General features: G+C 54.6%; 18 protein-coding genes and 2 tRNA genes. 19 read left to right on the forward strand and 1 reads right to left on the reverse strand.

Annotated features, from left to right (window positions below):
* The 16 genes from glmM to yedF all read left to right on the forward strand — a co-directional run.
* Positions 1–1087, forward strand: a 1087-nt coding sequence (gene glmM, locus ACLQ7H_RS14165) for a phosphoglucosamine mutase (RefSeq protein WP_411753222.1), incomplete at its 5' end; no start/stop codon positions are given.
* Between the two features lie 249 nt (positions 1088–1336).
* The gene (gene secG, locus ACLQ7H_RS14170; protein WP_024483369.1) at positions 1337–1672 is read left to right on the forward strand and encodes a preprotein translocase subunit SecG; all 336 of its coding nucleotides are present in this window, start codon (positions 1337–1339) and stop codon (positions 1670–1672) included.
* 69 nt (positions 1673–1741) lie between these two features.
* Positions 1742–1828, forward strand: a tRNA-Leu gene (locus ACLQ7H_RS14175).
* A gap of 60 nt (positions 1829–1888) precedes the next feature.
* A tRNA-Met gene (locus tag ACLQ7H_RS14180) sits at positions 1889–1965 on the forward strand.
* A 217-nt stretch (positions 1966–2182) separates the two neighbouring features.
* Positions 2183–2635, forward strand: a complete 453-nt coding sequence (rimP, locus tag ACLQ7H_RS14185; protein ID WP_024529072.1) for a ribosome maturation factor RimP — start codon at positions 2183–2185, stop codon at positions 2633–2635.
* A 21-nt stretch (positions 2636–2656) separates the two neighbouring features.
* Positions 2657–4165, forward strand: a complete 1509-nt coding sequence (gene nusA, locus ACLQ7H_RS14190) for a transcription termination factor NusA (protein WP_411753223.1) — start codon at positions 2657–2659, stop codon at positions 4163–4165.
* Positions 4166–4188: 23 nt separating this feature from the next.
* On the forward strand, positions 4189–6876 hold the full coding sequence (infB, locus tag ACLQ7H_RS14195; RefSeq protein ID WP_411753224.1) for a translation initiation factor IF-2: 2688 nt from the start codon (positions 4189–4191) through the stop codon (positions 6874–6876).
* 69 nt (positions 6877–6945) lie between these two features.
* On the forward strand, positions 6946–7356 hold the full coding sequence (gene rbfA, locus ACLQ7H_RS14200) for a 30S ribosome-binding factor RbfA (protein WP_021179053.1): 411 nt from the start codon (positions 6946–6948) through the stop codon (positions 7354–7356).
* A complete protein-coding gene (gene truB, locus ACLQ7H_RS14205) occupies positions 7356–8300 on the forward strand; it encodes a tRNA pseudouridine(55) synthase TruB (protein ID WP_411753225.1) in 945 nt (314 codons plus the stop codon). The genes rbfA and truB overlap by 1 nt, the downstream gene beginning before the upstream one ends.
* A gap of 115 nt (positions 8301–8415) precedes the next feature.
* Positions 8416–8685 carry a 30S ribosomal protein S15 gene (gene rpsO, locus ACLQ7H_RS14210; RefSeq protein ID WP_411753226.1) on the forward strand — a complete coding sequence of 90 codons (270 nt, stop codon included), beginning with the start codon at positions 8416–8418 and terminating at the stop codon, positions 8683–8685.
* A 240-nt stretch (positions 8686–8925) separates the two neighbouring features.
* Positions 8926–11046, forward strand: a complete 2121-nt coding sequence (pnp, locus tag ACLQ7H_RS14215) for a polyribonucleotide nucleotidyltransferase (protein WP_411753227.1) — start codon at positions 8926–8928, stop codon at positions 11044–11046.
* A gap of 127 nt (positions 11047–11173) precedes the next feature.
* The gene (gene nlpI / locus ACLQ7H_RS14220; protein ID WP_411753228.1) at positions 11174–12058 is read left to right on the forward strand and encodes a lipoprotein NlpI; all 885 of its coding nucleotides are present in this window, start codon (positions 11174–11176) and stop codon (positions 12056–12058) included.
* Positions 12059–12181: 123 nt separating this feature from the next.
* On the forward strand, positions 12182–12256 hold the full coding sequence (gene yrbN / locus ACLQ7H_RS14225; protein ID WP_223499600.1) for a protein YrbN: 75 nt from the start codon (positions 12182–12184) through the stop codon (positions 12254–12256).
* A complete protein-coding gene (locus tag ACLQ7H_RS14230) occupies positions 12246–14204 on the forward strand; it encodes a DEAD/DEAH family ATP-dependent RNA helicase (RefSeq protein WP_411753229.1) in 1959 nt (652 codons plus the stop codon). The genes yrbN and ACLQ7H_RS14230 overlap by 11 nt, the downstream gene beginning before the upstream one ends.
* A gap of 181 nt (positions 14205–14385) precedes the next feature.
* On the forward strand, positions 14386–15600 hold the full coding sequence (gene yedE / locus ACLQ7H_RS14235; RefSeq protein WP_411753230.1) for a selenium metabolism membrane protein YedE/FdhT: 1215 nt from the start codon (positions 14386–14388) through the stop codon (positions 15598–15600).
* Complete coding sequence (gene yedF / locus ACLQ7H_RS14240) at positions 15597–15836, forward strand: sulfurtransferase-like selenium metabolism protein YedF (RefSeq protein WP_021179059.1); 240 nt, start codon at positions 15597–15599, stop codon at positions 15834–15836. Before yedE ends, yedF begins: the two co-directional genes overlap by 4 nt.
* Positions 15837–16030: 194 nt before the next feature.
* Here the strand turns inward: yedF and ACLQ7H_RS14245 are convergent, their stop codons facing one another.
* On the reverse strand, positions 16031–17044 hold the full coding sequence (locus ACLQ7H_RS14245; protein WP_411753231.1) for a luciferase-like monooxygenase: 1014 nt from the start codon (positions 17042–17044) through the stop codon (positions 16031–16033).
* A gap of 218 nt (positions 17045–17262) precedes the next feature.
* Here ACLQ7H_RS14245 and ACLQ7H_RS14250 point away from each other — a divergent pair, with 218 nt between their 5' ends.
* From ACLQ7H_RS14250 to ACLQ7H_RS14260, 3 genes are all read left to right on the forward strand, one after another.
* Complete coding sequence (locus ACLQ7H_RS14250; RefSeq protein WP_411753232.1) at positions 17263–18234, forward strand: HlyD family secretion protein; 972 nt, start codon at positions 17263–17265, stop codon at positions 18232–18234.
* Positions 18216–19370: an ABC transporter permease gene (locus ACLQ7H_RS14255; protein ID WP_411753233.1), complete on the forward strand. Its 1155-nt coding sequence runs from the start codon at positions 18216–18218 to the stop codon at positions 19368–19370. The genes ACLQ7H_RS14250 and ACLQ7H_RS14255 overlap by 19 nt, the downstream gene beginning before the upstream one ends.
* Positions 19367–19878 (forward strand): ABC transporter permease (locus ACLQ7H_RS14260; protein WP_411753234.1); only part of this gene is annotated, 512 nt, incomplete at its 3' end. The genes ACLQ7H_RS14255 and ACLQ7H_RS14260, both read left to right, overlap by 4 nt.

The raw sequence follows: 19878 nt of genomic DNA on the forward strand, positions 1-19878 counted from the left end.
GGCTTATCTGACCCGAACTTTCCGTGCGGAAGCCGGGATCGTGATTTCTGCCTCACATAACCCATTTTATGATAACGGCATCAAGTTCTTCTCCATCGATGGTGCGAAACTGCCTGACGATGTGGAGGAAGCGATTGAAGCGGAAATGGAAAAACCGCTGACCTGCGTCGAATCTGCCGAGTTGGGTAAAGCCAGCCGCATTGTCGATGCCGCAGGGCGCTATATCGAATTCTGTAAAGGCACCTTCCCGAGCGAACTGAGCCTGAACGGGCTGAAGATCGTGGTGGACTGCGCCAACGGCGCTACCTATCACATTGCCCCAAGCGTTTTGCGTGAGCTGGGTGCCACGGTGATCGCTATCGGTTGTGAGCCGGATGGCATGAACATCAACGAAGAGTGTGGCGCTACCGATGTACGCCAACTGCAGGCGCGCGTGCTGGAAGAGCAGGCACACGTTGGCCTGGCCTTTGATGGCGATGGCGACCGCGTGATGATGGTAGATCACCTGGGTAACAAGGTTGACGGCGATCAGATCCTCTACATCATTGCTCGTGAAGGTCTGCGTCAGGGGCAACTGCGCGGCGGTGCCGTGGGTACCCTGATGAGCAACATGGGCCTGGAACTGGCACTGAAACAGCTCGGCATCCCGTTTGCCCGTGCCAAAGTAGGCGACCGCTACGTACTGGAAAAATTGCAAGAGCTCGGTTGGCGTATCGGGGCGGAAAACTCCGGCCACGTGATCCTGCTGGACAAAACCACCACCGGGGACGGCATCGTCGCTGGCCTGCAAGTGTTGACGGCAATTGTGCGTAATAACATGAGCCTGCACGACCTGTGCAGCGGTATGAAGTTACTGCCACAGGTCCTGGTCAACGTGCGCTTTGTCGGTGAGCATAACCCGCTGGAATCAGAGGCGGTGTTGAAGGTTGCTGAGCAGGTCGAAGCCGAACTGGCTGGTCGTGGCCGCGTACTGCTGCGTAAGTCGGGCACTGAACCGCTGATCCGCGTCATGGTGGAAGGCGAAGATGAACAGCAGGTTATCGCGCTGGCGCACCGTATCGCCGATGCGGTCAAGCTGGCAGGTTAACACGCTGTTTTTACGCAGGTACGCTGTCAGTGCCTGCGTAATCTCCCGATTAGTCCTGCTTTTGCTGTTTTTTTCCGCAAACGCATCGGCGGTTGCAAATTGCCCTTGCGCGCTTTGATGGCTTTGGTTAGTATTCACACCCGCTTCAGTGGGCTGTTTTAGTGACACGCCACGCCTTCTTTAGTTTGGAAGCATCTGGGGTGAGAAGCATTTGGCACGCGGTGAACCCGCAAGGATACAGGTACCACTATGTACGAAGCTCTTCTGGTAATTTTCTTGCTGATATCGATCGGGCTAGTCGCTCTGATCATGCTGCAGCAAGGTAAAGGCGCTGATATGGGAGCCTCATTCGGAGCAGGTGCTTCTGGCACGTTCTTCGGATCGACCGGTTCAGGCAACTTTATGACCCGCATGACGGCTGTTCTGGCGACGTTGTTCTTCGTCATCAGTCTGATCCTGGGCAACCTGAGCACCAATCAGGGCAAGAAAGGCAGCGAGTGGGAAAACCTGGGCCAGCCAGCGCAAACTGAGCAGACCAGCACTCCGGCAGCACCAGCTAAACCGGTCAGTGATATCCCGCAGTAAGCCGCTAAAAAGTTTTAACACGGTTGTTTTTGACCTCAATAGAAACAGCCGTTAGCAGTAAAAATCAGTACCGAGGTGGTGGAATTGGTAGACACGCTACCTTGAGGTGGTAGTGCCCTAACGGGCTTGTGGGTTCGAGTCCCATCCTCGGTACCAAATCCCAGAGATAACTTGCGTTTTTGCAATTATCGGCGTAATATTTGCCACGTTTTCGGACGCGGGGTGGAGCAGCCTGGTAGCTCGTCGGGCTCATAACCCGTAGGTCGTCGGTTCAAATCCGGCCCCCGCAACCACTTTCCTTTAAGTGTTTATTTTCAAATACACTTTTCGATTGAATTCCGCTTTTCTCGATCAACATTTGAAAATGACACTTGCTAGAAAGTTGCACCGAAGCCGCTTTGCGGCAAACAGGGTCCAGTTGCATAAAGCCCCGAATTTTCGGGGTTTTTTGTTATTTGGCAACAGAATCACTGGGCTATTAGGCCCTTTTTTTATGTCTTGGGGGTGGGCTTGTCCACATTAGAGCAAAAATTAACAGAGATGCTTTCCGCACCGGTAGAGGCGTTGGGCTTTGAGCTCGTAGGCATCGAATTTATTCGGGCGCGCCAATCGACACTACGCATCTATATTGATAGTGACAACGGAATCAATGTTGATGATTGCGCTGATGTCAGCCACCAGGTCAGCGCTGTGCTGGACGTCGAAGATCCGATTACGGTCGCTTACAACCTGGAAGTTTCCTCTCCTGGCCTTGAGCGCCCTATGTTCACCGCGGAACACTATCAACGTTTTCTCGGTGAAGAAGTCAGCGTTGTTCTGCGTATGGCGATACAAAACCGCCGCAAATGGCAGGGCATCATCAAGTCTGTAGAAGGCGAGATGATCACGGTTACTGTGGATGGGAAAGATGAAGTGTTCGCGCTGAGTAATATTCAGAAAGCGAACCTGGTACCCCACTTTTAAAGTTTGGATGAGGCAACTAGGATGAACAAAGAGATTCTGGCTGTTGTTGAAGCAGTTTCCAATGAAAAATCCCTACCACGTGAGAAGATTTTCGAAGCCCTGGAAACCGCTTTAGCCACCGCCACCAAGAAAAAATATGAGCAGGAAATCGAGGTCCGTGTCAGCATCGACCGTAAGACTGGCGATTTCGACACCTTCCGCCGTTGGGTTGCCGTTGATGAAGTGACCCAGCCAACGCGTGAGATCACGCTGGAAGCTGCACAATATGAAGATCCGTCCATGCAACTGGGCGGTTATATCGAAGATCAGATCGAATCTGTGACCTTTGACCGTATTACCACTCAGACGGCGAAGCAGGTTATCGTACAGAAAGTACGTGAAGCCGAGCGCGCGATGGTGGTTGACGCCTTCCGCCAACACGAAGGTGAGATCGTCACCGGCGTGGTGAAAAAAGTTAACCGTGACAGCATTGCGCTGGATCTGGGGAGCAACGCCGAAGCGGTCATTGGTCGTGAAGACATGCTGCCACGTGAAAACTTCCGCCCGGGTGACCGTATCCGCGGTGTGTTGTACGCAGTACGTCCGGAAGCGCGCGGTGCGCAACTGTTCGTTAGCCGCTCCAGCCCGGATATGCTCAAAGAGCTGTTCCGTATCGAAGTGCCGGAAATTGGCGAAGAAGTGATTGAGATTAAAGCGGCAGCCCGCGATCCTGGCTCCCGTGCAAAAATTGCCGTGAAAACCAACGACAAGCGTATCGACCCGGTCGGTGCCTGTGTCGGTATGCGCGGTGCCCGCGTCCAGGCCGTTTCGAGCGAGCTTGGCGGGGAACGTATTGATATCATCCTGTGGGATGATAACCCTGCACAGTTCGTCATTAACGCCATGGCCCCGGCAGATGTTGCCTCGATCGTGGTGGATGAAGACCGGTGCACAATGGACATCGCCGTTGAAGCCAGCAACCTGGCACAGGCGATCGGCCGTAATGGCCAAAACGTGCGTTTAGCTTCCCAACTGTTGAAACAGCATCGTGATGATGATCGCTGGGAACTGAACGTGATGACGGCGGACGATCTGCAGGCCAAGCATCAGGCCGAGGCTCATGCCGCCATTGATACCTTCACCAAGTATCTTGATATCGACGAAGATTTCGCCACCGTTCTGGTCGAAGAAGGCTTCTCTACGCTGGAAGAACTGGCCTACGTGCCAATCAAAGAGCTGCTGGAAATCGACGGTCTGGATGAAGATATGGTTGAAGCGTTGCGCGATCGCGCCAAAGCTGCATTGACCACGCTGGCCCTGGCACAGGAAGAAAGCCTGGGCGACCAAAAACCTGCTGATGATTTGCTCAACCTTCCTGGTCTTGAGCGCAGCATGGCCTTTAAACTGGCCGCGCGTGGGGTTTGTACGCTGGAAGATCTTGCCGAGCAGGGTGTTGACGATCTGGCTGATATTGAAGGGCTTAGCGATGAGCAAGCCGGCGAGCTGATTATGGCCGCACGTAATATCTGTTGGTTTGGCGACAACGCGTAATAACTGTAGCAGGAAGGAACAGCATGACGACAGATGTAACCGTAAAATCGCTGGCAGCAGAGATACAGACACCGGTTGATCGCCTGGTACAGCAGTTTGCTGATGCAGGGATCAACAAGTCTGAGACCGACTCTGTGACACAGCATGAGAAAGAAACTTTATTGGCGCACCTGAACCGTGAACACGGTAGCGCGCCAGGCAAACTCACGTTGCAGCGCAAAACGCGCAGCACCTTGAATATTCCGAGCACCGGCGGTAAGAGTAAATCGGTGCAAATTGAGGTCCGCAAGAAACGCACTTATGTAAATCGCGATCCGCAGGAAGCCCAACAGGCTGAAGCGGCTGAGCAGGCACAGCGTGAAGCGGAAGAGCAGGCAAGGCGCGAAGTGGAAGAGCTAGCGAAACGCGAAGCAGAAGCCAAGCGCGCAGCCGAAGAGCAAGCCAAACGTGAGGCCGCGGAGATTGCTAAGCGTAATTCAGCGGAAAAAGAAAAAGTGACCAATCAACATACCGACGAAATGACCAAGCCAGCTCAGGCAGAAAAAGCACGCCGTGAAGCCGAAGCCGCTGAACTGAAACGTAAAGCGGAAGAAGAAGTACGCCGTAAGGTGGAAGAAGACGCCAAACGCGTAGCGGAAGAAGCGCGCCGTATGGCCGAAGAAAACGGTGAAAAGTGGGCCGAAGCCGAAGCAGCAAGCGCTGCGGTTGAAACAGCCGACTACCACGTGACCACCTCTGAGCACGCTCGTGCTGCCGAAGACGAAAACGACGCCAAAGTTGAAGGTGAGCGCCGTAGCCGTACTCGCGGTGGCAAAGCAACCAAACAGAAGAAAGGCAACAAGCTCTCCGAGTCTAAAGCAGACCGCGAAGAAGCTCGCACTATGGGCCGTGGCGGTAAAGGCAAGCGTAAGCCAAGCACCCTGCAGCAGGGCTTTAACAAGCCAGCTCAGGTAGTGAACCGCGACGTCGTGATCGGCGAGACCATCACCGTTGCCGAACTGGCTAACAAGATGGCGGTAAAAGGTTCTCAGGTCATCAAAGCGATGATGAAGCTGGGTGCTATGGCCACCATCAACCAGGTCATCGACCAGGAAACCGCACAGCTGGTTGCCGAAGAGATGGGCCACAAAGTTATCCTGCGTCGTGAGAACGAGCTGGAAGAAGCGCTGATGAGCGATCGTGACACCGGTGCAGCCGCCGAGTCTCGTGCGCCAGTCGTGACCATCATGGGCCACGTTGACCATGGTAAAACCTCTCTGCTCGACTACATCCGCTCCACCAAGGTGGCAGTAGGCGAAGCCGGTGGTATTACTCAGCACATCGGTGCTTACCACGTAGAAACCGAAAACGGCATGATCACCTTCCTGGATACCCCAGGCCACGCAGCGTTTACCTCAATGCGTGCTCGTGGTGCTCAGGCGACCGATATCGTGGTTCTGGTGGTAGCAGCAGACGACGGCGTGATGCCACAAACCATCGAAGCCATTCAGCATGCTCAGGCTGCTAAAGTGCCATTGGTGGTCGCGGTTAACAAAATTGATAAACCTGAAGCCGATCCAGACCGCGTTAAGCAAGAGCTGTCCCAGTATGGCGTTATGCCAGAAGAGTGGGGCGGTGAAGCTCAGTTCGTCCACGTATCCGCGAAAGCCGGTACCGGTATCGACGAACTGTTGAATGCTATCCTGCTGCAAGCCGAAGTTCTCGAACTGAAAGCGGTTCGTAGCGGTATGGCGAGCGGTGTGGTGATCGAATCCTTCCTGGATAAAGGCCGTGGCCCAGTGGCTACCGTGCTGGTTCAGGAAGGGACGCTGAACAAGGGCGATATCGTCCTGTGTGGCTTCGAGTATGGCCGTGTTCGTGCGATGCGTGACGAATTGGGCCGTGAAGTGACCTCTGCGGGTCCTTCTATCCCGGTTGAGATCCTGGGCCTGTCCAGCGTTCCTGCTGCGGGTGACGAAGCGACCGTAGTGCGTGACGAGAAGAAAGCGCGTGAAGTTGCGCTGTACCGTCAAGGCAAGTTCCGCGAAGTTAAACTGGCTCGCCAGCAGAAATCTAAACTGGAGAACATGTTCGCGAACATGACCGAAGGTGAAGTTTCTGAACTGAACATCGTGCTGAAAACCGACGTACAGGGTACCTGTGAAGCGATTTCCGACTCACTGCAGAAACTCTCTACCGACGAAGTGAAGGTGAAGATTGTAGGTTCTGGCGTAGGGGGTATCACCGAAACCGACGCGACCCTGGCTGCGGCATCCAACGCCATCATCCTGGGCTTCAACGTGCGTGCGGATGCTTCTGCCCGCCGCGTGATCGAGTCAGAAAGCCTGGATCTGCGTTACTACTCCGTGATCTATAACCTGATCGACGAAGTGAAGCAGGCGATGAGCGGTATGTTGGCGCCTGAGTACAAACAGCAGATCATCGGTCTGGCTGAAGTCCGTGATGTGTTCAAATCACCTAAGTTCGGCGCTGTTGCCGGCTGTATGGTGACCGAAGGCAACATCAAGCGTCACAACCCAATCCGCGTACTGCGTGACAACGTGGTTATCTATGAAGGCGAGCTGGAATCCCTGCGCCGCTTCAAAGATGACGTTAACGAAGTCCGTAACGGTATGGAATGTGGTATCGGCGTTAAGAACTACAACGACGTGCGCGTTGGCGACATGATCGAAGTGTTCGAAATCATCGAGATCCAGCGTACCATCGCTTAAGCCTCGAAAAACGCTTAAATCTGTTTTAGGGGGGCCTTGTGCCCCCCGATTTGTCTGGAGGATTTCCAAATGGCAAAAGAATTCAGCCGCGGTCAACGCGTGGCACAAGAAATGCAAAAAGAGATTGCGATGATCTTGCAGCGTGAAGTCAAAGATCCGCGTGTTGGCATGGCTACCGTCTCAGGTGTTGAAGTGTCTCGCGATCTGGCTTACGCCAAAGTTTACGTCACCTTCCTGAACGTGCTGACCGAAAACCACGATCCGGATCTGGTGACTAACGGCATTAAAGCGTTGCAGGATGCCTCTGGCTATATCCGTACGCTGCTGGGCAAAGCGATGCGCCTGCGCGTCGTGCCGGAACTGACCTTCTCCTACGATAACTCACTGGTTGAAGGCATGCGCATGTCCAACCTGGTGACCAACGTAGTGAAGAACGATGCCGAACGTCGCAATGCATCAGGCGATGAAGAGGAGGCTTAATGAGTCGCCCTCGCCGTCGCGGCCGTGACATTCACGGTGTACTGCTGCTGGACAAACCGCAGGGCCTGTCGTCCAACGATGCCCTGCAAAAAGTAAAGCGTATCTACAATGCCAACCGCGCGGGCCACACCGGCGCGCTCGATCCGCTGGCGACCGGTATGCTGCCAATCTGTCTGGGTGAGGCCACCAAGTTCTCCCAATATCTGCTCGATTCCGACAAGCGTTACCGCGTGATTGCCCGTCTGGGCCAGCGCACGGATACCTCGGATGCCGATGGTCAGATTGTGCAGGAGCGGTCAGTAAACTTCACTCAAGCGCAGCTCGATAGCGCGCTGGACACCTTCCGGGGTGACATCCAGCAGGTGCCTTCGATGTATTCCGCACTGAAATACCAGGGCAAAAAGCTGTACGAATATGCTCGCCAGGGTATCGAAGTTCCGCGTGAAGCACGCAGCATCACCGTGTATGAGTTGCAGTTTATCCGCTGGGAAGGGGATGAGCTTGAGCTGGAGATCCACTGCTCGAAAGGCACCTATATCCGTACCATCACGGATGACCTCGGTGAGCTGTTGGGCTGTGGAGCACACGTGATTTATCTGCGCCGTCTGCAGGTGGCGAAGTATCCGATCGCCCGTATGATCACCTTGGAACAGCTGAATGCCTTATTGGAACAGGCACAGGAGCAGAGCATTGCGCCAAGCGAACTGCTCGATCCGTTGCTGATGCCGATGGACAGCCCGGCCGAAGACTTCCCTGAAGTGAATCTGCTGCCAGCGGTAGCGGGTTACGTCAAGCAGGGCCAGCCGGTGCAGGCAGCAGGGGCTCCGGCCTCTGGCCTGGTGCGCATTACCGAAGGCGAAGAGCGTAAATTTATCGGCATTGGCGAGATTGCCGATGATGGCCGAGTCGCGCCGCGCCGCCTGGTTGTCGAATATTTCGACTGACCTGCCCGCCTTGCGATCGCCCTGCGCTAAGAGTAGAATGGCGCAGCTTGTGCATTGGGTTGCTGAATTAGAGATCGGCGCCTGTATTTATTATCTATAATTTTGGAGTATGACAATGTCTCTAAGTGTTGAAGCTAAAGCTCAAATCGTAGCTGACTTCGGTCGTGGTATTAACGACAGCGGTTCTACCGAAGTCCAGGTTGCCCTGTTGACTGCGCAGATCAACCATCTGCAAGGCCACTTCTCAGAGCACAAAAAAGATCACCACAGCCGTCGTGGTCTGCTGCGTATGGTTTCTCAGCGTCGTAAGCTGCTGGACTACCTGAAGCGTAAAGATGTAGCACGTTACACCAGCCTGATCGAGCGTCTGGGTCTGCGTCGCTAATCGAGCAAGTTTCAGTAGAAAGGGGCCAAATGTGGCCCCTTTCTTCTAGGAAGCATAAGCAAATCAGGTTAATGTATTACTGAGGATCTTCCGTTACAGAGGTTCGCGCGGCTAATGAGAGGCTTTATCTCATGAGAGATAAGGATTGTCATTAGTCGCGAGGATGTAGTGAGAAGATTGGTGAACCACCGGCGTGTCGAGTCGAAGAACGATTGCGCGCCACCAATTAAGGATTAAATTTTGCTGACTCCGATTATTCGCAAATTCCAGTATGGCCAACACACCGTGACGCTTGAGACCGGTATGATGGCACGTCAAGCCACCGCTGCCGTGATGGTAAGCATGGATGACACCGCAGTATTCGTCACCGTTGTAGGCCAGAAGAAAGCCAAACCAGGCCAGAGCTTCTTCCCTCTGACCGTGAACTATCAGGAGCGTACCTACGCTGCTGGCCGTATCCCGGGTAGCTTCTTCCGTCGTGAAGGCCGTCCGAGCGAAGGCGAAACCCTGACTTCCCGTCTGATCGACCGCCCGATCCGCCCACTGTTCCCAGATAGCTTCCTGAACGAAGTGCAAGTGATCGCCACTGTGGTTTCCGTGAACCCACAGGTAAACCCAGACATCGTAGCGATGATCGGTGCCTCTGCTGCCCTGAGCCTGTCCGGTATTCCGTTCAATGGCCCAATCGGTTCTGCACGAGTGGGTTACATCAACGATCAGTACGTACTGAACCCAACTACCGACGAGCTGAAAGAAAGCCGTCTGGACCTGGTGGTCGCCGGTACCGCAGGCGCAGTGCTGATGGTGGAATCCGAAGCGGACGTGCTGAGCGAAGATCAGATGCTGGGCGCGGTGGTGTTTGGCCACGACCAACAGCAAATCGTTATCGAAAACATTAACGCTCTGGTTGCCGAAGCTGGCAAGCCGAAGTGGGATTGGCAGGCACCAGTAGTTAACGAAGCGCTGCATGCGCGCGTAGCTGAGCTGGCCGAAAGCCGTCTGGGCGATGCCTACCACATCACCGAAAAACAAGAGCGTTACGCTCAGGTTGATGCGATCAAAGACAGCGTAGTGGAAGCTCTGCTGGCACAAGACGAAACTCTGGACGCGTCTGAAATTCAGGACATCCTGGGCACCGTTGAGAAAAACGTCGTACGTAGCCGTGTGCTGCGTGGCGAGCCGCGTATCGATGGTCGTGAGAAAGACATGATCCGTGGTCTGGACGTGCGCACTGGCGTTCTGCCACGTACCCACGGTTCTGCACTGTTCACCCGTGGTGAAACTCAGGCGCTGGTTACCGCCACTCTGGGAACCGCGCGTGACGCACAGAACATCGACGAACTGATGGGCGAGAAAACCGACAGCTTCCTGTTCCACTACAACTTCCCTCCGTACTCTGTTGGTGAAACCGGCATGGTAGGTTCACCGAAGCGTCGTGAAATCGGCCATGGTCGCCTGGCAAAACGTGGCGTTTTAGCTATGATGCCTAAACCAGAAGATTTCCCGTACACCGTGCGCGTGGTGTCTGAAATCACCGAATCCAACGGTTCTTCTTCAATGGCTTCCGTTTGTGGTGCTTCTCTGGCACTGATGGACGCAGGCGTACCCATCAAGGCTGCCGTTGCGGGTATCGCAATGGGCCTGGTGAAAGAAGAAGAAAACTTTGTCGTACTGTCTGATATTCTGGGTGACGAAGATCACCTGGGCGACATGGACTTCAAAGTGGCCGGTAGCCGTGATGGTATCACCGCGCTGCAGATGGACATTAAAATTGAAGGCATCACCCGCGAAATCATGCAGGTGGCTCTGAACCAGGCCAAGGGTGCGCGTTTGCACATTCTGGGCGTGATGGAACAGGCTATCAGCACGCCGCGTGGCGATATCTCTGAGTTCGCACCACGTATTCACACCATCAAGATCAATCCAGACAAGATCAAAGACGTGATCGGTAAAGGTGGCTCAGTCATCCGTGCGTTGACCGAAGAGACGGGCACCACGATCGAAATTGAAGATGACGGTACAGTGAAAATTGCTGCAACCGATGGCGACAAAGCGAAATTCGCTATCCGCCGCATCGAAGAGATCACCGCTGAGATCGAAGTGGGTCGTGTGTATCAGGGTAAAGTTACCCGTATCGTTGATTTTGGTGCCTTCGTGGCCATCGGCGGCGGTAAAGAAGGCCTGGTGCACATCTCTCAAATCGCTGACAAGCGCGTTGAGAAAGTGACCGACTATCTGCAGATGGGTCAGGAAGTACCGGTTAAGGTACTGGAAGTTGATCGCCAGGGCCGTGTGCGTCTGAGCATCAAAGAAGCTACAGCGCCAGAATCGGCTGCAGCTCCTGCACCAGAAGCAGAATAACTGTATCAACAGTTTTACAGCTCCCTGCCGTAGGGCAGGGGCTGTTCTTATCGCGTGGGTAGGATACTTACGTATTAGCAAGCGGAGGACAGGACGTTCATCCAATGTTTGTCTTCGGGAGTGGGAAATGAAGCCTTTCTTGCGCTGGTGTTACGTTGCGACAGCACTATTGCTGGCAGGATGCAGCAACCATGATTGGCGTAAAGACGAAGTTCTGGCTATTCCGTTGCAGCCCACGCTGCAGCAGGAAGTGATCCTGGCGCGCATGGAACAAATACTTGCCAGCCGGGCATTAACGGATGATGAGCGAGCGCAGCTTTTATATGAGCGCGGTGTGCTGTATGATAGTCTTGGTCTACGTGCTCTAGCGCGCAATGACTTTTCACAAGCGCTAGCGATACGTCCTGATATGCCAGAAGTTTTCAACTACCTGGGCATTTACTTAACGCAGGCAGGCAATTTTGATGCTGCCTATGAAGCGTTTGATTCTGTACTAGAGCTTGATCCAACTTACAATTACGCGCGTTTAAACCGGGGCATCGCACTGTATTATGGCGGCCGCTTCCCGTTGGCGCAGGATGATCTGCAGGCGTTTTATCAAGACGACCCAAACGATCCCTTCCGTTCGTTGTGGCTTTATCTGGCGGAGAGAGAAATCGATCCCAAGAAGGCCGAAATAGCGCTCCAGCAGCGTTATGACAAATCGGACAGAGGGCAATGGGGATGGAATATTGTCGAATTCTACCTGGGCAAAATCAGCGAAAAAACGCTGATGGAACGCCTCAAGGCAGATGCAACGGATAACACTTCGCTCGCTGAGCATCTCAGTGAAACTGACTTCTATTTAGGTAAACATTACCTAAGTCTGGGGGACAAGGACACCGCTTCGGCGCTGTTCAAACTGACGGTGGCTAACAACGTTCATAACTTTGTTGAGCACCGCTATGCATTGTTGGAATTGGCGCTGTTGGGCCAAGAACAAGACGACCTATCGGAATCGGACCAGCAATAGCTGACGGACACTTATCAGCCTGATTTACATTGGTTTTTTGACCAAAGTAATCGCCTTAACGGGCGAGGGCTTTTTTGTCTGTTTTATAATCTAATTTGAGCCGGTTCACACTTTTCAATGAAAATGACTGAAAATTTTCTCGACGAGTTATGTAGACTGGCTGCCATTATTAATGAGGCACGTGTACATGACTACTGAGCTTGAAACCTCTTTTGCTGACCTGGGGCTGTCTGCTCCGATCATTGCTGCCCTGACCGATCTGGGCTACGAAAAACCATCACCGATCCAGGCTGAGTGTATTCCTCACCTGTTGAACGGTCGCGACGTGCTGGGCATGGCGCAGACCGGTAGTGGTAAAACTGCGGCGTTCTCGCTGCCTCTGCTGCACAACCTCGATGCAGCCCTGAAAGTACCACAAATCCTGGTACTGGCTCCGACCCGCGAACTGGCGGTACAGGTAGCTGAAGCCATGACCGATTTCTCTAAGCACATGCATGGCGTTAACGTGGTAGCCCTGTACGGTGGCCAACGTTATGACGTGCAACTGCGCGCTCTGCGTCAGGGCCCGCAAATCGTAGTAGGGACTCCGGGCCGTCTGCTGGATCACCTGAAACGTGGCACCCTGAACCTTTCTGGCCTGAAAGGCCTGGTTCTGGACGAAGCCGACGAAATGCTGCGCATGGGCTTTATCGAAGACGTAGAAACCATCATGGCGGAGATCCCGGCTGAACATCAGACCGCGCTGTTCTCTGCGACCATGCCGGAAGCGATCCGTCGTATTACCCGTCGCTTCATGAAAGATCCCCAGGAAGTGCGCATTCAGTCCAGCATCACCACTCGTCCGGATATCAGCCAGAGCTACTGGACCGTGCAAGGCATGCGTAAAAACGAAGCGCTGGTGCGTTTCCTGGAATCTGAAGATTTTGACGCGGCGATCATCTTCGTGCGTACCAAAAATGCGACCCTGGAAGTGGCCGAAGCGCTGGAGCGCAGCGGTTACAACAGCGCTGCACTAAACGGCGACATGAACCAGGCATTGCGTGAGCAAACCCTGGAGCGTCTGAAAGATGGCCGTCTGGATATTCTGATCGCCACCGACGTTGCCGCTCGTGGTCTGGACGTTGAGCGTATCAGCCTGGTAGTAAACTATGACATCCCTATGGATTCAGAGTCTTACGTTCACCGTATCGGCCGTACCGGTCGTGCTGGCCGTGCTGGCCGCGCGCTGCTGTTCGTAGAAAACCGCGAACGCCGCCTGCTGCGCAACATCGAACGCACCATGAAGCTGACCATCCCTGAAGTAGAGCTGCCAAACGCCGATCTGCTGGGTGAGCGCCGCCTGGCCAAGTTTGCCGCTAAAGTTCAGCAGCAGCTGGAAAGCAGCGATCTGGATATGTACCGTGCGCTGCTGGCTAAGCTGCAACCGGGAGAAGATCTGGATATGGAAACGCTGGCCGCTGCACTGCTGAAAATGGCACAGGGCGAACGTCCTCTGATCCTGCCACCGGATCCAGTGTTCAAACCGCGTCAACGTCGTGAGTTCAACGATCGTGATGATCGTGGTGGCGAGCGTGGTAACGACCGTCGTCGTGACGCACGTCCAGACAGCCGTGATGGTGGTGCTGAGCGCCCACGTCGTGAACGCCGTGACGTGGGTGAAATGCAGCTGTACCGCATTGAAGTGGGCCGTGATGACGGCGTGGAAGTTCGTCATATCGTTGGCGCGATCGCTAACGAAGGTGACATCAGCAGCCGTTACATCGGTAACATCAAGCTGTTTGCTTCCCACTCTACCATCGAGCTGCCAAAAGGCATGCCGGGCGAGATCTTGAATCACTTCACTCGCACCCGCATTCTGAACAAGCCGATGAACATGCAACTGCTGGGCGATGCACAGCCGCATGAACGTCGTGAGCGTCCTGCCGGTGGTAACGGTGGTGAGCGCCGTGGCGGTGCCCGTCCATTCAATGGTGAGCGTCGCGAAGGTGCACCAGCACCACGCCGTTCTTTCGGTGAGCGTCGTGAAGGCGGTAATGCTGCCGGTGGCGAACGTCGTGGCGGTAACGTCAACCGTGACAAGCCAGCACCACGTCGTGACGATGCAGCAGCTCCTGCCGCACCACGTCGCCGTTTCGGTGATGCATAATTGCTGACAACCCCTTACGGGTTAACAGCGTAGGGGCGCCGCATGTGCGCCCTGACATTGATACGCTGTCAGCAGTCTCAAACCAGTCTTCGGACTGGTTTTTTTTGCTTGGAGTCTCCGTTAATACCGCTAAAGGGCGTATCATTCGCAAGGTTTATCTTGCGGATGCACAGGAGCTGCCGTGAACTGGCAACAATTCAAATCTCAATACCTGGTGCGCTTTTGGGCACCCTTACCGGCGGTGATCGCTGCCGGGATCCTCTCGACCTACTATTTCGGCATGACTGGGACCTTCTGGGCGGTAACCGGTGAATTTACCCGCTGGGGTGGCCATATTCTGCAGTGGTTTGGCTTCCACCCCGAGCAGTGGGGCTACTTTAAGGTGATCGGCCTACAGGGCACACCACTAGATCGTATCGATGGGCGCATGATTATCGGCATGTTTGCGGGTTGCATCGCCGCTGCGCTGTGGGCCAACAACATCAAGTTACGTATGCCGCAGCACCGTATCCGCATTGCACAGGCGTTGCTTGGCGGCATTATTGCCGGTTTTGGTGCACGTCTGGCGATGGGATGTAACCTGGCGGCCTTCTTTACCGGTATTCCACAGTTCTCGCTGCATGCCTGGTTTTTTGCGCTGGCAACGGCGGCCGGATCTTACTTCGGTGCCAAATTCACCTTGCTGCCGATGTTCCGTATTCCGGTCAAGCTGCAAAGAGTGAAAGCGGCCTCACCATTGACGCAAAAGCCCGAGCAAGCACGCCGTCGTTTCCGTTTGGGTATGGTGGTTTTCTGCCTCACGGTGGCTTGGTCATTATGGACGCTGTTTGGTGCGCCGAAGCTCGGCATCGCCATGCTGTTTGGTATCGGTTTTGGTCTGCTGATTGAGCGGGCGCAGATCTGCTTTACCTCGGCGTTCCGCGATCTGTGGATCACTGGCCGTACGCATATGGCCAAAGCGATTATTATCGGTATGGCAGTCAGCGCCATCGGCATCTTCAGCTATGTGCAACTGGGCGTCTCGCCGAAGATCATGTGGGCCGGGCCCAATGCGGTACTGGGTGGCCTGCTGTTTGGCTTCGGTATTGTGCTGGCAGGCGGCTGCGAAACCGGCTGGATGTATCGTGCGGTGGAAGGCCAGGTTCATTACTGGTGGGTGGGGTTGGGCAACATCATCGGTGCGACGCTGTTAGCTTACTATTGGGACGATCTGGCACCCGCTCTGGCGACCAACTACGACAAGATTAACCTGCTGGACACCTTTGGGCCGATCGGCGGTCTGCTGGTGACCTATCTGCTGCTGGCCATTGCCTTTGCTGCGATGCTGTGGTGGGAGAAACGTTTTTTCCGTACCAAGCCAGATGCGCAGGTGGTGAATTTAAGGAGTGAAGCATGAAACAGACAGAGATCGTGCCGGATTACCGGTTGGATATGGTGGGAGAGCCTTGCCCGTACCCGGCGGTAGCCACGTTAGAAGCGATGCCGCAGCTGAAACCGGGCGAAATACTGGAAGTGATCAGCGACTGTCCGCAGTCGATCAATAATATCCCGCTTGATGCCCGTAACCATGGCTACAAGGTGCTGGATATCCAGCAGGATGGGCCAACCATTCGCTACCTGATCCAGCGTTGAGCCCCTCACCCCAACCCTCTCCCATAGGGAGAGGGAGCTGATAGCCCCTACTCGTTTGGCAGTAAAGCGATAATCTCAGCAAACTCGATCTTCTCCTCATCCAAGGCGAGCCACTAGAATTTCAAACGCACTCGATCGGTTCCCTCTCCTTTTGGGAGAGGGTTAGGGTGAGGGGCGTCACCAATACGTAACCCCTATCCCTTCACTAAATCACCTTTCACCCCGGCAACAATCTCAAACGACCGTAAACGCGCCTGATGATCAAAAATCTGGCCGTTAACCATGATCTCATCCGCATCCGTCTCGCGCAGCAGGCTTTGCAGGCCGTGGCGGATGGTGCTTTCGCTACCGACGATCGACATGCGCAGTGCCTGATCGACGCCATACTGCTCGCCTGCGGTCCATAACGCATGGATATTATCGACCGGCGGCGGCAGTGGGCCTGGTGAGCCACGGCGCAGGTTGATGAACTGCTGCTGCATGGAAGTAAACAGGAAGCGGGCATGTTGGTCGCTGTCTGCGGCGACCACGTTGACACACACCATCGCATGGGGCTGCTGGCACTGTTCCGATGGCTTAAAGTTCTCACGGTACAAATTCAGTGCCTGGAACAGCATATCTGGCGCAAAATGCGAGGCGAAGGCAAACGGCAGGCCGAGCTGTGCCGCCAACTGCGCACTGTACAGGCTAGAACCCAACAGCCAGATCGGCACATGTAGCCCTTGGCCCGGCACGGCCTGTACAGCTTGCCCCGGCTGTACTTCGCCAAAGTAATGTTGTAGTTCCTGCACGTCACGCGGGAAGTTATCTACCTCGCCAGAGAGGTGGCGACGCAGCGCCATCATGGTACGTTGGTCGGTACCCGGTGCACGGCCAAGCCCCAGATCGATACGCCCTGGATAGAGTGATTCCAAGGTGCCGAACTGTTCGGCGATCACCAACGGCGCATGGTTTGGCAGCATCACGCCGCCTGAGCCAAGACGAATGCTTTGGGTGCCGGATGCCAAATAGCCTAGTAGCACCGACGTTGCCGCACTACCGATGCCGGTCATATTGTGGTGTTCCGCTAGCCAGTAGCGCTGATAGCCCCACTTTTCGGCATGTTGCGCCAAATCCAGCGAGCAGTGAAACGCGTCGCGCGCCTTGGCTCCCTGAGGGATCGGGGATAAGTCCAGTACCGAAAGCGGTACCCGTGTGTTTTCAGTCATTTCATCGTCCATCGTGCTTATCGGGTTGATCGCTTAAAGGGCGATTGCAGGGGTCTGCAACTTAATAAAAAGCAATTATGCTTTTTGTGTTAAAAGCATAATCGAAAATACGGTTATAAAAGGGGATATATGTGCTCGCAATATCCTTATGAGAATAATGGTTTTTTTAGAGCTATGATGGTTTTTGTTTGCACGCCGATGTTCAAGGGGCTGAAGTAATGAAGAAGAAGACGCTGTTTACCCTGCTGCTGATGGGGATAGCTATCGCCATGGCGGTGTTATTCCGCGCGCATAATCAGGATTTGTTGTTGCAGGGCGAAGTGGATGCCCCCGAAGTGATCGTCGCCTCCAAAGCCAAGGGCCGGGTGATAGAGCGCCTGGTAGAGCGTGGGGACGATGTAAAAACCGGACAACTGCTGCTACGGTTGGAAAGCCCGGAACTGATGGCTCAGCTACGTTCGGCGCAGGCTTCGCGGGATGAGGCCCAAGCGCAGCTGGACCAATCGTTGCATGGCACCCGTGAAGAAAGCATCCGTAACCTACGCGCCAACCTGGCACAGGCCGAGGCGCAGTACCAGAATGCCCAACACGATTACGACCGTAACCTGAGCGTCGCCAGCAAAGGCTACGTATCCAAATCCGAATTGGACAGCTCACGCCGTGCGCGTGATACCGCCTATCAACAAGTACAGGCCGCCAAAGCCAATTTGGACGAAGGTATCAATGGCGATCGCATCGAACTGCGGCAGAAATATGAAGCTGCCCTGCGGGCTACCGAGCAAGACCTGTTAGAAATTCAGGCCCAAACCGACGATCTACATGTTAAAGCCCCGGTTGATGGTGAGGTGGGGTCAATCCCTGCTGAAGTGGGTGAGCTGCTCAACGCCTCCAGCCCGTTGATGACGCTGATCCGCGTACCGGACGCCTATTTCGTGTTTAACCTGCGGGAAGATATTCTGGCGCATGTTCGCAAGGGCGATAAAATCCAACTGCGTGTACCGGCACTGAAAGACCAAACAATCGAGGCCGAAGTGCGCTATATCGCGCCGTTGGGGGATTACGCCACCAAACGTGCCACGCGAGCCACCGGTGACTTTGATCTGAAAACCTTTGAAGTTCGTTTGTATCCGTCGCAGCCGATAGATGGCCTGCGCCCAGGGATGAGCACCTTATGGCAATGGAAAGAGTAAGGGCTGGTTGGCGCTGCTTCAGCCACGCGTTCAGCAACGAGTGCCGCATCGCTTTTCGCCGGCCGGTGGTGCACTGGCTGGGGTGGATCTTCCCGTTGATCCTGTTTGGTCTGATCAGCAGTAACTTCTCGGAAGGGACCTTGCTCGATCTGCCGGTCTCGGTGGTGGATAACGATCACAGCCCGCAATCCAAAAACCTGATCCGCAAGCTGGATGCGGGTTCTCATGCCCATGTGCAAGCCTATGACGGCGGTCTTGATGAGTCGTTGCGCCGTCTGCGTAGCGCGCAGGATTACGCTTTGCTGTCTATCCCGGCCGATTTTGAGGCGGACGCGCTGGCGGGCAATCAGCCGAGCGTGGTGCTGTATTACAACGCGCTGTTTTACGGTGCAGGTCTGTATTCCACCCAGGATTTCAGCGGCCTGATGACCGAGGCCAACGCCAATTATCGCTCGATCATTGCCGGAGCCATGGGCAAGTCATTACCACCGCTGGCGGATGTCACTCTCAACTATGGTAGCCTGTTCAATGCCAGCGGCAGCTATATCTATTATCAGCAGTTTGCCGCCACCATTCATATGTTGCAGCTGTTTGTCGTTACCTGCATGATTTACGTGATGGCACGCAGCAAATCTTTGCTGAAGGCCAAACCTTTTAGCCTGGCACTGCTGGGGAAACTGGCCCCTTATACCTTGTGTTTTACCACTTTGCTGATGGTTGAGATTGCCGCACTGGTGGGTATTTTTGACGCTCGCGTCAGCGGCAATCCGCTGTTTATGCTGATGATTGGCTTCTTCTACGTGATGGCGGCACAAAGCATCGGCCTGTTGCTGTACACCTTTACCGGCAGTGCCATTACTGCTTACACCCTGATTGGCATGTTGGTGAGCATTGCACTGACTTTCTCTGGTTTGGCGGTGCCCGAACTTTCTATGCCGTTGCCAGCACGCATTATCTCTAATATCGAGCCTCTTACCCATGCGCTGTACGCCATGTTCGACGTATTCCTGCGTCAGGTGCCCGCCCGCGCCATTCTCAGCGTTTGTGCGTTGCTGATGGTCTACCCGTTGGTTACCGCCGTGCTGGTGCGTAACCGGCTGCTGAAGCGGCTGGCAAAAGAGGAGACGGTGGGATGAAAATCTATTGGCAAACTTTCCGCAAGGTGTTGATGAGCATGCTTGAGCGGCCAATGTGGCTGATGCTGATCCTGTCGCTTTGCATTATGAGTATGGTTTATGCCAACCGCACGGTGTGGGATTTGCCGGTGGGGGTGATCGATCAGGATCACAGCACCGCCAGCCGACAGCTTATCCGTCAGTTGGATGCCACCCCAAAGATCGCCATTCAAACCTACGACAACCTGGATGAGGCAAAACGCGATCTGGGTTGGCGCAAACTGTTTGCGGTGATCATCATGCCGGTGGATCTGGAGAAGAAGATCCTCAACGGCAAAAACATCGAGATCCCGGTGTTCGGTGATGCCACCAACCGGCTGGCGAACGGCCAGATCCAACAGGACGTGGTGGCGGTGTACCAACAGTTGCTAGCTCAGTACAACGGTTCGCTGCTATTGCGCAGTGGTTTCAGTGAACGGCAAGCGCAGGTGATCCTGACGCCGATCCAGAGCCAGACCCTGGATGTGTT

This window comes from Serratia sp. (in: enterobacteria), from assembly GCF_046715635.1.
Taxonomy (GTDB): Bacteria; Pseudomonadota; Gammaproteobacteria; order Enterobacterales; family Enterobacteriaceae; genus Chania.

Excerpts from the sequence above, each read along its gene's own strand:
- rpsO (WP_411753226.1), top strand. The coding sequence starts at position 8,416 with ATGTCTCTAAGTGTTGAAGCTAAAGCTCAAATCGTAGCTGACTTCGGT.
- truB (WP_411753225.1), top strand. The coding sequence starts at position 7,356 with ATGAGTCGCCCTCGCCGTCGCGGCCGTGACATTCACGGTGTACTGCTG.
- nusA (WP_411753223.1), top strand. The coding sequence starts at position 2,657 with ATGAACAAAGAGATTCTGGCTGTTGTTGAAGCAGTTTCCAATGAAAAA.
- infB (WP_411753224.1), top strand. The coding sequence starts at position 4,189 with ATGACGACAGATGTAACCGTAAAATCGCTGGCAGCAGAGATACAGACA.
- nlpI (WP_411753228.1), top strand. The coding sequence starts at position 11,174 with ATGAAGCCTTTCTTGCGCTGGTGTTACGTTGCGACAGCACTATTGCTG.
- ACLQ7H_RS14230 (WP_411753229.1), top strand. The coding sequence starts at position 12,246 with ATGACTACTGAGCTTGAAACCTCTTTTGCTGACCTGGGGCTGTCTGCT.
- yedF (WP_021179059.1), top strand. The coding sequence starts at position 15,597 with ATGAAACAGACAGAGATCGTGCCGGATTACCGGTTGGATATGGTGGGA.
- ACLQ7H_RS14245 (WP_411753231.1), bottom strand. The coding sequence starts at position 17,044 with ATGACTGAAAACACACGGGTACCGCTTTCGGTACTGGACTTATCCCCG.
- rbfA (WP_021179053.1), top strand. The coding sequence starts at position 6,946 with ATGGCAAAAGAATTCAGCCGCGGTCAACGCGTGGCACAAGAAATGCAA.
- secG (WP_024483369.1), top strand. The coding sequence starts at position 1,337 with ATGTACGAAGCTCTTCTGGTAATTTTCTTGCTGATATCGATCGGGCTA.
- ACLQ7H_RS14250 (WP_411753232.1), top strand. The coding sequence starts at position 17,263 with ATGAAGAAGAAGACGCTGTTTACCCTGCTGCTGATGGGGATAGCTATC.
- ACLQ7H_RS14255 (WP_411753233.1), top strand. The coding sequence starts at position 18,216 with ATGGCAATGGAAAGAGTAAGGGCTGGTTGGCGCTGCTTCAGCCACGCG.